Here is a 12,574-nt window from a genome sequence, read left to right on the forward strand (position 1 = left end):
TATACTCCTATGAAGATTTTCATCCGCACGCTTCCTTATTTGCATAGATACAAATACCGTTTTACAGGGGGTATCTTACTTATAATTCTGACTAACTTATTCACTATACTGCCAGTTACTTATATTGGAAAAGCTATATACACGATACGAAAAATGCTAGAACATTTCAAAAAAGGAAAAATTTCTGAAAACCTTAAATATGATATTATCCTTTATGGAAGCCTTATCGTGATCTTGCCTGTAATAGGAGGGTTTTTTAAATACGCTATGCGAAAACTTATTATTACTACCTCGCGTAAAATAGAGTTTGACATGAAAAATGAGCTTTACGCGCATTACCAAAAACTAAGCCTCTCCTTTTACCAAAACAAACGAACAGGTGATTTGATGACACGTCTTACTGAAGATACTTCCATGATCAGACAGTATATGGGACCAGGTCTGATGTATCTGATACATCTTCCGGTAATTATATTGATGGTGGGCGTGCAGATGATTCGTCTGGATAAGACTTTAGGATTATACGTATTATGCCCCTTACCCGTTCTTTTAGTTATTCTTTACCTGATGAGCACCTCAGTATACAAAAAGAGTATGGGTGTACAGGCTCAGCAATCGATAGTTTCTTCTTTTGTGCAAGATGCTTTTGCAGGAATATGTAGCATTAAATCCTTCGCATCGGAAGAGTATTTTCAAAAAGAACACTATCAGATGATTGAAGATTATCAAAGAAAAAATTTGAATTTAGCGCGTTTCAACGCTATGTTTTATTCCATTATTTTATGGTTTACAGGACTAAGTCAATTGCTAATTCTTTATATAGGAGGTAAAAGATATCTTAGCGGAGAGATTTCGGATATCTGCCTGCTGGCAGAATTTTTTGTGTATATCAATATACTCAATTGGCCCTTTATGGCCATAAGCTGGGTATTGACCATATTGCAAAGGGCTGAAGCTTCTCAAAACCGTATCGATGAATTTTTGCAAATCTCTCCTGAGATCGTTTCCGCATCACAGGCTAAGCCAAATATTCAAGGGGGTATTCGGGTAAAAAACCTCAGCTTTGCTTATCCAGGGGCCAATAGACAGATACTTGAGAATCTTTCTTTTGATATTCGGGCAGGAGAAAATATAGCCATTATTGGAGAAAGCGGCGCCGGAAAAAGTACGCTTGCACAACTCCTGATGCGCCTTTATGAACCTACCAAAGGTAATATTTTTATCGATGAAACGGATTTGAAAAATCTGAATTTGGAGCATTTTAGAAAACACGCAGGCTATGCTCCACAAGAGTCCTTTCTCTTTTCAGATACAATATACAACAATATTGCTTTTGGAAAACCCACCGCTTCCAAGGAAGAAGTTTATGAAGCTGCCAAAGGGGCCATGATAGAGAAAGATATTTTTTCTTTTAAAGAAAAATACAACACGCTCATCGGCGAGCAAGGCGTAACCTTATCAGGGGGACAAAAACAAAGGCTATGTATTGCACGAACACTGATTAAACGCGCAAAAATTCTTTTATTCGATGATAGCTTATCGGCTGTAGATCAATATACAAAAAAAACGCTCTTGCAGGAATGGAAACGCTCTCAAAAAAATCAAACACGTTTATTTATCACTCACGATACAAATATTGCAGAGAACGCCGAGAGAATTCTTGTCTTGAAAAAAGGACGTTTGGTAGAATATGGAAATCATAAAGATCTGCTCTTACAAAAAGGATATTACTATGAGCTTTATCAAAAACAAAACGATAGAAATCAATGTTTTTTTAGTAGTTTTGTCTGAAAGGTCGTTTATATTTCATTTGATTTTGCTTATTTTCAATTGAATTTACCTGTTTAAATAATTTATTAAAAAATACCTCCTAGAATAAAAAAAAGTAATCATGGGAGTGGGGCATCTGTCTTATCACCTGATTGAGATGCTCTTGATAAACAAATTTCATATCTCTCATCTTTACAATCGATCTAAAGAAAACACGGAAATTAGTTTGTCAGTCAAGAAATATCCCTTTTACCTTCGATCCCTCATCTATACAAGATGCCGATGTTTGTATTATTGCTGCGGTCGATCACGCCATAGAAAAAGTTTCCTCTCTTATTCAGTTTAAAGATAGGTCTTGTATTGCATAGCTCAGGAGGTTCTTAAATGAGTATTTGAAAATCAATTATGGAAAAGGTGCTTTTTATCCATTACAGAGCTTCCGACGTGAGAGAACTCTTGCTTATATATAATGAAATTCCTTTTTTTATCGAGAGTGAAAAAGAAAAAGATGCTGGATTACTCATGCAAATAGCCGGAAAAATATTGAATCTTGTCTTTCGGGCTAACACTAAAGAGTTTGCGCATCTGCATCTGGCTTCCGTATGGGGGGGGAATTTTCTAAATCATTGCTATCACATAGCCCAGGAACACCGTCAAAAAGCGAAAATTCCCTTTTTAGTTATGAGATCATTGCTGAGAGAGACAGCAAAAATTCAGTATATGTCTCCTCAACAAACGCAAACCGGACCTGCTCGATCTGAAGTAAAGATCCTCGAAAAACACCTAAAACTTACCAAAAGAAAGCGGGAAAAAATGCTTTATCGCCTTTTGAGCGATTCGATACGAAATTGCTATGAAAAATTGTAAAGAGATTCTCAATGATATCCGGGCGTTTATTTTTGATGTGGACGGGGTTCTGACCAACGGAACTATTAGCCTTTTTCCTGATGGAAATATGGTTCGGCATATGTTCGTGAAAGATGGATATGCATTACAATTGGCGCAACGTAAAGGTTACCATTTATGTATTATCACCGGAGGTATAGACCACATGGTGTACAAGCGTCTAAGAAAGCTTGGGATAAGAGATATCTATTCAGGTGTTCGCGATAAAAAGTCCGTTTTTCAAACGCACTGCCGGATCAGGAAAATAAAAACTGAGCATATCTTATACATGGGCGATGATCTTCCCGATATTGAAGTGATGAAAAACGTTGGATTAGCTTGTGCCCCTAAGGACGCAGCTTTGGAAATCAAGGAAATAGCAAAATATATATCTCCTAAAAAAGGCGGAAAAGGGTGTGTTCGGGATGTTATCGAGCAAACCTTAAAAGCGCAGGAAAGATGGATGGAAAAAGACGATGAAAAAGGCATGCAGTCTATGTAAGATGTCAGTGTCACAACCCATCGTCTGGTTTTTGAACCTTAGTCTCAAGTCAAATAAAGAGCTTTGAATGAAATTCCGTGTGGATCTTCTCAAGTAAAACCCTGAGATAACATAATAACAATATTTTGTTTTCCTTGTAATGGAAACTTTAGAAATGTTTGAAATTTCATAGGAGAGGAGGGTATTCAGCAAATCATCTGATATGTTTAAAGAACTTAACTCGACATCTCTTTATGTCATCAGAGCAGCTTTTATACATCTTAATGACAAGGAAATTTTATGGTATCAGTATAAATATACCGTTTAATCTGAATAAAATCTAGAGGAAATGGCATTTTAAGAGTTAATAGGTTCCACAGGTATTAGCGCTATCTAAAAGATTGACGCTGAAAAAATTTTCAGAGACTTTCTCCTCTACTGGTCATACATATCAAGATAATCCCTGAGAATGCGACTTCGGGAGCTATGACGAAGTTTTTTGCAGGCCTTATCTTTAATCTGACGCACACGCTCTCTGGTAAGATCGTGCTCCTGACCTATCTCTTCAAGGGTACGTCCTGGCTTGCGATCTAAACCATAAAATTTTTCAATAATGTCACGCTCACGAGGTGAAAGATTGCTCATAGCTCGCAATATGTCAATACGTAAAGATTCCTTAATCAGTCCTTCATCAGGACGAGGCGACTCGTCAGATCGAATCACATCATATAAATTAGAATCTTCTCCTTCTACCAAAGGTGCATCCATAGAGATATACCTTCCGGCATTTTTTATAGATTCTTTTACATCATCTTCATTCATATCAAGCACCTCTGCAATTTCTTGCGCTGAAGGTGCGCGCTCGTATTTTTGCTCAAGCTGCGCGGAAGTTTTATTTACCTTGCTCATCAAAGCGCATTTGTTCATGGGTAGACGTACCATTCGAGAGCACTCAGCAATGGCTTGCATGATAGATTGTCGACACCACCACACAGCATAGGAAATAAATTTAAAACCTTTTGTGGGATCAAACCGATTGGCTGCTTTTATAAGCCCCAAGTTACCCTCGTCGATAAGATCTCCAAGACTGAGTCCTTGATTTTGATACTGTTTACTAACGGACACTACAAAACGTAAATTGGCTTTTACCAATCTATCTAAGGCTACCTTATCTCCTTTTTTAATAAGACATGCCAGCTCTACCTCTTCTTCAGGTGTTAGCAAAGACTCTTTACCGATTTCATGAAGATACTTATCTAAGGAAGGCGTCTCACGATTGGTTACCTGCTTGGTAATCTTGAGTTGTCTCATATTGTATTGTTTTTATATAACTTATATGTAAAAATAAATTTTACAGAAAAATTTTTGCAACACATAGCGAATTATTTCTGCTCTTCAGGGCGAGGGAAAAGCACTTTTCGGGAAATTCTCATTTTGCCGTTTCGCTCATCAATCCCCATGAGTTTGACCTGTATTTTGTCTCCAATTTTCAAAACGTCTTCTACTTTTTCCAAACGCCCCCAGTTAATTTCGGAGATATGCAATAAATACTCCTTACCTGGAACAATTTCCACAAAGGCGCCAAATTCCTTAATAGACTTGACTTTTGCCTCATAGACACCGCCTACTTCGGGTACAAAAGCAATGAATTTAATACGCTGCAACGCCTGATCAATTTTTTTCTGATCTCTGCCCATAATTTCGATAAGCCCTAGTTTACCTTTCTCTTCAATAGTGATCGTGGTATCTGTATCAGCTTGAATTTCCTGGATAATTTTTCCTCCCGGTCCGATAATCGCACCTATGAATTCTTTGGGAATATCGAAAAGATAAATTTTAGGCGCATTAGGTTTCATAAAAGCTCTTGGTTGAGAGAGCGTCTTAAACATTTCTTTTAAAATATGCATACGCCCTTCGTAAGCTTGCGCCAAGGCTTTTTTAAGTACTTCGAAAGAAATGCCTTCTACCTTAATATCCATCTGACAAGCGGTGATTCCCTTTTGTGTACCGGCTACCTTAAAGTCCATATCACCGAGATGATCTTCATCACCTAAAATATCTGAGAGAATTACCTCTTTTCCTTCTTTTTGATCAATGATTAATCCCATAGCGATACCCGAAACAGGGCTTGTAATAGGAATACCCGCATCCATAAGCGCAAGCGTCCCAGCGCAAACTGTTGCCATAGAAGAAGATCCATTGGATTCGAGGATATCAGAGACCACACGAATGGTATAGGGCGTATTTGAAGGAATAACGCTCTTTAGTGCGCGTTGTGCAAGATTCCCATGTCCGATTTCACGACGCGAAACACCCCGCAAAGGGCGCACCTCTCCGGTGGAAAAAGGAGGAAAATTATAATGCAAATAAAATTTTTCCTGTTCCGCTTTAATCGCATTATCTATACGATTAGCATCTATGGAAGACCCCAGGGTCACCGTGGTAAGCGATTGGGTTTCTCCTCGTGTAAATATCGCTGCTCCGTGTACACCGGGGAGGTAATCCACGCAACTCCATATAGGACGAATGTCTCTTGAAGAGCGACCATCTAAACGAACATCTTCATTAAGTAACAATGCACGAATCGCCTCCTTCTTAATATCAGCATAATAATGAGAAATAAGTTCTTCTTTTTTCTCATAGTCTTCCTCGGAAAAGGAAGATCTCATCTCGTTAAAAATTAGCTCATAACACCCGAGGCGTTTCTTCTTGTCGGAAGAATTTTTTGAAGCTTCATATATACTTTCATAAGTGTGCGCTCGAATTTTTTCGTAAAGCTCCTTATCTTGCTCTTTGAGCGTATAAGTCCTTTTTGGATGAGATTTTTCAATTTTTGACATCAGACGAAGTTGGGCTTCTATCTGATCTTTTATAGCCTCATGGGCAATTTCAATAGCTTGCAACATTTCATTTTCGGAAATCTCTTTCATCTCTCCCTCTACCATGATAATGGACTCTTTAGAGCCTCCTATGATCATGTCGATATCTGCTTTTAAGGCTTGCTTTAGACTAGGATTGATGATAAATCTTCTCTCTGACCGCACAATGCGCACCCCAGAAATTGGTCCGTGAAATGGAATATCCGAAACAGATAAAGCAGCGGAAGCGGCCAGACCAGCCAGACCATCTGGCAGGACTTGACCATCATAGGAAAGCAAAGAAATCATTACCTGAACTTCAGTATGAAAATCCTTTGGAAATATGGGACGTAGCACACGATCGACAATACGCATAGTCAAAATTTCTTCATCTGAGGGACGTCCTTCTCGCTTTATAAAACCACCGGGAATCTTGCCGCCTGCAGAATATTTTTCCCTATAATCGACAGTAAGAGGTAAAAAATCCACTTCTTCTTTTGCCTCTTTAGCTGCTACGACCGTTGCCAAAAGCATGGTATCACCCATTCTTATCACTACAGATCCATCAGCCTGTCTGGCGAGCAAGCCCGTTTCTATACTAATGCTGCGTCCATCTTCAAGCAATATTTTTTCTGAGATAAGGTATGATTTCATTGTAGTATATTTTATTATCGGGGAACTAAAATGGGGACACGAAATTGCCCCCATTTTTTATTACTGTTCAACATCAGGTTTTTTAATTATTTCCTGATACCCAATTCTTTTATAATCGTCCTATAGCGATTAATATCACAATCTTTAACGTAGTTGAGCAGTCTTCGGCGGCATCCTACCATATTAAGGAGCGCTTTCTGTGTATTGAAGTCTTTTTTATGATTTTTAAGATGCTCGGTGAGATGTTTGATGCGGTAGGTAAAAAGCGCGATCTGCCCTTCTGAAGAACCTGTATCATCAGCTGATTGTCCGAACTTTGCGAAAATCTCTCTTTTTTTGCCAGTAGTTAGGTACATAAAGTCTTTAATAAAGATACTTTTACAAAAAAGTATAAATTTAAGCAAAGTTAAAAAAAAATCTTACATATAGCTTTTAGCATTTACAGACTTTCATAATACCCTACCTACCCTATACTTAATTTACCTATAAGAGTCTTACAGGTTATTTATTCATCTAAATGGATCATTACAATAAAACTAACTTACTTAAAAAAACTTCCAGTAATATTAATGCCATTAGAGAACTTAAAAACCATGCAAAATTCAAAAACCAGGTAATAGAAATTAAGAATACATGTATTAAAAAGACTTAAAATAAACAAAAACCTTTTTTTTCACAGAATTTTATTTCTTTATAAAAATGACAATTAAGTTTATTTAAGTTTAAAAAAATTAGGGAAATTTCAAAATAAGTGTACTCTTAGAATTCTAAAAGTTGTTTTGGCAAATGAACACAATTCGCAGTATAGCTGAGCTCCTTCAAGGTCTATGTGGGGATACTTTTACTAAGCCTCTCAAGAATTTCTACAGAAGACTTGCGATAGGGTAGCTTACCTTTCTATTAAGGTACTTATCAATTAACGAGATATTCACCTTATTTGACACAGAAAATATATAGTATGGTTTTTAATAAAGGTTTCGTTCTCTTTTAAGACTACATGGTTAAAAATAGTCCATCTTTAAACATCCCTCAGGCACAAGGCCGAACCTTATCGAAGGTTAAACGATAAGCCGCCATAAAAACTCATCAGAGTTTATCTTAACTCCGCGATCTGACCTTTAAAGCTTTTAAATTACATAGCGTCCATATGCTATAAAAATCACGTTTGATAAGCTTCCGATGGCCGTCTTTCTCTTTTTGATACATCAGTTCAGTTTTATTAACGTTGATTTACCAATTATTTTTAGATCAGCTAGATTAAACAGAGTTTCATATATCACTTTAATTTATTCGCTCCCAAACCATCAAGAGCTTTAACAATTTCTGTATTGCTCGCCGAAGCGGCGAAATGAAGCGGGGTGTATCCATCGGTAGTTCTGGAACTTACAAAGGAATTATGATCTAAAAGAATGTTTACCGCTTCTAGATGGCCTTGCGAGACATCCGTATGAAGAGATGTGTTACCTGAATTACTTTTAACATTTACCTCAACTTTATTTTCTATGAGATTCTTTACAATTTCTAAATTGTCTTGTGAAAGAGCCCAGTGAAGTTGGGTATGTCCGGATTTATTTTTAGCGTTGATATCAACTCTTTTTTTTGGGAGAACCTTTATAATTTTTAGATCGCCTTAGGGATGTTTCCATTATAAGGAACCACATAATTAACGAATGGTCGTTCTGAGCAACGAAATGAAACGGGGTTTCACCCCATTGATCTTCACTATTTACATTGGCTTTCTTTTCTATAAAAGATCTTAGAGCTTTTGTATTGCCCTGGAAAGAACGAAGGGAAGATAAAGTATATGTATGCGAACCTAAATGAAAATTAAGAGTGTTATAATCTCAATTCACTTGATTTTATATAGATAAATCGCTGTTAACTAAATAATAACGTCAATACATGATATATATCATGTATTTGATAGGATTTTTACTTATAAATTTACGAAATCATAATTTCAAAAAAATGCTCTTATTATGAGAAAGCTATTAACAAGCATCTTTGTACTAAGTGCCGTGGTGGTCAACGCGCAAAATGTTCCCTCTCCTTTTTCAAAAGGCAGCAAATATGTCACAGGTAAATTAGGTTACGCCTATAAAGATCTTAAGGATACTAAAGAAATAGCAACTAAAGCACATAAATTTGAATTCGCTCCCGGATTGGGTTATTTTATATCTGATCATATAACTGTAGGTGTAAGCTTAAAGTATGTTGGAATTAAATCCAAAGCTGAAAGTGTATATACGAAAGTTAATAGCAATACTTTTGCCTTTGAGCCTTTCGCGAGAAAGTGTTTCTCTCTAGGAAATAAAAGCTTTTTGCTTTATGCTCAACTCGACGCCTCTTTCGGCTGGAGCAATAAGAAAGACAACTTTTCTCTTAACCGGAACGATACGAAAATGGTGGATAAAAAAAGTGATACTAAATTTGTATGGGGAGCTTCATTAAGGCCCGGTTTTAGCTACGTTCTTTCTCCAAGGGTAGCGTTTGACGCCTCTATCGGAAGCGTGGGTTACAGGGATAATACAAATGAAATACTAACAGATAAAGAACGAGGCAAAACTTACGGTATCGGACTTGACTTATCTGATGTAAAATTCAGTGTACAGGTATTTTTGTAGCAAAAAAATTCTTGAGAAATATACCGTTACCTAGCCTACCATGGAGCACTCCTTTACCGATGATTTCTTTGGTGTTTTTAGCAAAGAATGTAATATTGCTATAAAAAGTCTACTAAAATAAATTATCGTGCATTCAGCGAAAGACCTTTCATAAGAAGATTAAATGACTCACAAAAGATTCATGCTTTCTTTACAACTTGACGGATCTTTTGGTTGGATAAATAGATAATCAAAACTAGAAGTAAAAGCAAAAATGGCTAAATGCACCTCGGGACTTCATCTTTACCCCAGCTTTCTTTACCGAGCTGGGCTCATCTATATTTTTAAATACCAACATAGTTTTATAAATTTATAGCGACAAATCTATCCGATGGGCTTTGATTTTTCATCACTATAAAATTGAGCACTAATTTTTTACTCTTAAAGAGAGTTCACAGCTTAAATTTACTCTGTTATCAGGAAGAATTTTTCATTTAACAAAAAAAGTTTAATCCATGCCACTTAGATGAAGCAGTGATTCTAAATATTTCCGGTCATTGGCCAGTCTAGGCACCTTATGTTGACCTCCGAGTTTTGAACGTATTTTCAGCCAACGGTAAAAAAGACCTTTCTTAGCTACTTGAATCACCGGAGGCAACAAAGTTATATCCTTATACCGCTTGGCCTCATAATCTGAATTGAGTGCCTTTAAAGTATTATCAAGCACCTCTCGGAAGCGTTCCATATCGCTAGGATAGCGTTCAAACTCCACAATCCACTCATGGGCACCTGAAGAATTACGGTCCATATAAATCGGACCGACGGTATATTCATGTACAACCGCGCCGGTTTCTAAGCAAGCTCTCGTAAGAGCCGATTCAGCGTTCTCTATAATCAATTCTTCTCCAAAGGAATTTATATAGTGCTTGGTACGTCCTGATATGATAATTCGATAAGGAGAAATACTTACAAAACGAACTGTATCTCCAATGATGTATCTCCATAAACCTGCATTGGTGGAAATAACCATAGCGTAATTCGTATTGATTTTTACCTCTTCAATAGAAATAATCGCAGGATGTTGATCATAAAATTCCTCCATAGGAATGAATTCATAAAAGATGCCATGATTGAGTAGAAGCAACATACCTTCTTCTTCGGACTGATCCTGAAAGGCAAAAAAACCTTCTGATGCATTGTAGGTTTCATAATAATTGACAGGACGCTGAAAAAGATTGTTGTATTGATTAATATAAGGCTTAAAACTTATACCACCATGAAAAAATACTTCCAAAGAAGGCCATACCTCATCGAGGTAAGTTTTTTCAGATCTTTCCAATAATTTATTTAAAAGCACCAGCATCCAGGAAGGCACCCCAAAGAGGCTTCGTACATCCTGATGAATTGTTTGATCAATAATTTCTTTAAGCTTGGCCTCCCATTGACTCATTAGCACCACCTTTTTAACAGGTGTACTACAAGCATTAGCCCAAAAGGGAAGATTTTTTAAAATAATAGAAGAAAGATCACCGTGAAGCGTACCGTAACTTTCGTAAAGTTCATGACTGCCTCCCAGGCGTAATCCTTTTCCCAAAAATATTCCGGTTTTAGGATGGTTTTTTACATATAAAGCAACCATATCCGTACCTGCTTTATAATGACAATCATATAATGCGTCTTTGGTAACTGGTATAAATTTGCTCTTAGCATCGGTAGTACCCGAAGACTTGGCAAACCACTTTGTTCTGCCGGGCCATAGTATATCAGGTTCCCCTTTACGCATACGCTCTATAAAAGAAGTGATATCTTCATATCTAAACAAAGGAACACGCCTGGAAAATTCACGGTAGCTCTTACAAGCTTGAAAACCATGTATGCGGCCGAATTCAGTATTTCTCGCCCTTTGCAGAAGGAAAAGCAGCAATTGGTTTTGTGTCTCGAGCGGACGCATGGGTTTTTTAAGCCGTTGAGAGCGTCGTTTCATAAAATACCTTACAAAACTTCCCATCAAGTTCTTTGTCATAAAAAGTCTAGCTTAGCTAACAAGAGATCAAAATTAGATTAAAATGAGGCTATTTGGATCCATTTTCAAAATGAAAAGTGAAAATTTTAAACCCATAAAATATTATTTAGATCTAATAGAACACCTCCATTATGAATGTCTTAGATGCAATGACAAGGAGATTTATCAACAAGGTTTTTGCAAGAATTTTTTAGTCTGCCTCAGACCAATTCCAGTATATTCAGACCCGAGCTCAGTACTAACCATTTGGGTATAGCACAACGCGATCTGGAATGGAAAAAAGCCTTCGAGATCCAATATCTTTCCGTTACAAGCGACGTAAAAATTGGGGTTACTCGTGAAAAACAGCTCCTTCATCGATGGATAGATCAAGGTGCGCTATCGGCTATTGCATTAGCCCGAACGTCCAACCGATACCTGGCAGGTATTATAAAGTGGCGATTAATAAAAGTTTCAGATAAGATCTCTCACCAAGGAATGGTAAAAAATATTTATCTAAAGATGGATCTGAAGGAAATAAAAAATTCTTTACACGGGTTTCTTCCAAATGAAACTCAAAAATACCTCATCGAAAAAAATGATATCCGTACTTTCACTTACCCTGTAAAGAACTACCCAAAACAAATCAAAAATATCCACCTAAAAAAAAACACCTACCCTAAAAAAACTAATAGGTATAAAATTGAATTACAATGATTTAAATAATGCTATTTTCTAATAGCTTTCTATTCAAATTTCAAAGAAAAAACAATAGCGCGCGTTTGCAAGTTGCGAAGGACCCCGGTCCAAAGAGCAGGAGTTCCGGGATTGTCTTTTATAAGCTCACTATTAAGAAAAAACAAATCCTTAAAAGAAGGGGTAAGTTTAAAAATTAGGAAAATAAATCTCTACTCCCATTTCAGCTTTCCAATTAAAATTATGAGTCTTCATACGAAAAATTCCTTCAAGATTATCTGCCTTCTTTTTTTCATTGCTCTCCACATTTAAAAAATATTCCATCCCGGTTGATAAAAAAGGTCAGACATTATGAAAACGCTCTCCGTTGAATTTGAGAATAATAGAAAGGTTTAGATAAGTAGAACGAATTTTTCGCTCTCCCGCAGAGTGAGCGATGGGATTTTCCTAGTCATTTTTAAATACAATCTTTCCGTTTTTCCATCAAACCGAGATGTAAACCTATAGAATTTTGTATATTTATAGCGAAAAGATCTTTATCTTTCATTCCATCAGAGGTAGGCTATATCTTAAAATCAAAATAATTGAAACCTGCAAAATAACCCCAACCAAAAAGCGACTGATC

At 36.8% G+C, this 12,574-nt stretch carries 10 protein-coding genes and 1 pseudogene; 5 read left to right on the forward strand and 6 right to left on the reverse strand.

Translation table 11 applies throughout. The annotated features are described in order from the left end of the window. Window positions 1-9: 9 nt before the first annotated feature. From CS842_RS03130 to CS842_RS03140, 3 genes are all read left to right on the forward strand, one after another. Window positions 10-1,791 (forward strand): ABC transporter ATP-binding protein, encoded by a 1,782-nt coding sequence (locus tag CS842_RS03130; protein WP_103327435.1) that lies wholly within the window; start codon window positions 10-12, stop codon window positions 1,789-1,791. 384 nt (window positions 1,792-2,175) lie between these two features. Next, complete coding sequence (locus CS842_RS03135) at window positions 2,176-2,637, forward strand: DUF2520 domain-containing protein (protein ID WP_103327436.1); 462 nt, start codon at window positions 2,176-2,178, stop codon at window positions 2,635-2,637. Then, on the forward strand, window positions 2,624-3,157 hold the full coding sequence (locus CS842_RS03140) for a KdsC family phosphatase (RefSeq protein ID WP_103327437.1): 534 nt from the start codon (window positions 2,624-2,626) through the stop codon (window positions 3,155-3,157). The genes CS842_RS03135 and CS842_RS03140 overlap by 14 nt, the downstream gene beginning before the upstream one ends. Before the next feature lie 414 nt (window positions 3,158-3,571). On the opposite strand, the gene CS842_RS03145 is transcribed toward CS842_RS03140, so the two are convergent. From CS842_RS03145 to CS842_RS07860, 5 genes and pseudogenes are all read right to left on the reverse strand, one after another. Beyond that, complete coding sequence (locus tag CS842_RS03145) at window positions 3,572-4,447, reverse strand: sigma-70 family RNA polymerase sigma factor (RefSeq protein ID WP_103327438.1); 876 nt, start codon at window positions 4,445-4,447, stop codon at window positions 3,572-3,574. A gap of 71 nt (window positions 4,448-4,518) precedes the next feature. Next, entirely contained in the window at window positions 4,519-6,648 is a 2,130-nt protein-coding gene (locus CS842_RS03150; protein WP_103327439.1) for a polyribonucleotide nucleotidyltransferase, read from the reverse strand. A gap of 86 nt (window positions 6,649-6,734) precedes the next feature. After that, window positions 6,735-7,004 (reverse strand): 30S ribosomal protein S15, encoded by a 270-nt coding sequence (gene rpsO, locus CS842_RS03155; RefSeq protein ID WP_103327440.1) that lies wholly within the window; start codon window positions 7,002-7,004, stop codon window positions 6,735-6,737. 920 nt (window positions 7,005-7,924) lie between these two features. Continuing rightward, entirely contained in the window at window positions 7,925-8,266 is a 342-nt protein-coding gene (locus CS842_RS07855) for an ankyrin repeat domain-containing protein (protein WP_103328020.1), read from the reverse strand. Then, window positions 8,235-8,414 (reverse strand): annotated as a pseudogene (locus CS842_RS07860) (hypothetical protein); the annotation flags it as partial. The pseudogene CS842_RS07860 and the gene CS842_RS07855, both read right to left, overlap by 32 nt. A gap of 213 nt (window positions 8,415-8,627) precedes the next feature. On the opposite strand from CS842_RS07860, the gene CS842_RS03165 reads away from it, so the two are divergent. Continuing rightward, window positions 8,628-9,272: an outer membrane beta-barrel protein gene (locus tag CS842_RS03165; RefSeq protein ID WP_103327441.1), complete on the forward strand. Its 645-nt coding sequence runs from the start codon at window positions 8,628-8,630 to the stop codon at window positions 9,270-9,272. Between the two features lie 487 nt (window positions 9,273-9,759). On the opposite strand, the gene CS842_RS03170 is transcribed toward CS842_RS03165, so the two are convergent. Then, window positions 9,760-11,274 (reverse strand): GH3 auxin-responsive promoter family protein, encoded by a 1,515-nt coding sequence (locus CS842_RS03170; RefSeq protein ID WP_103327442.1) that lies wholly within the window; start codon window positions 11,272-11,274, stop codon window positions 9,760-9,762. A 177-nt stretch (window positions 11,275-11,451) separates the two neighbouring features. Here CS842_RS03170 and CS842_RS03175 point away from each other — a divergent pair, with 177 nt between their 5' ends. Further along, on the forward strand, window positions 11,452-11,970 hold the full coding sequence (locus CS842_RS03175) for a DUF2797 domain-containing protein (RefSeq protein ID WP_103327443.1): 519 nt from the start codon (window positions 11,452-11,454) through the stop codon (window positions 11,968-11,970). The last annotated feature ends 604 nt before the right edge of the window (window positions 11,971-12,574 follow it).

Source organism: Bacteroidetes bacterium endosymbiont of Geopemphigus sp., from assembly GCF_002904345.1.
GTDB lineage: Bacteria > Bacteroidota > Bacteroidia > Flavobacteriales > Blattabacteriaceae > GSPS2-BC2016.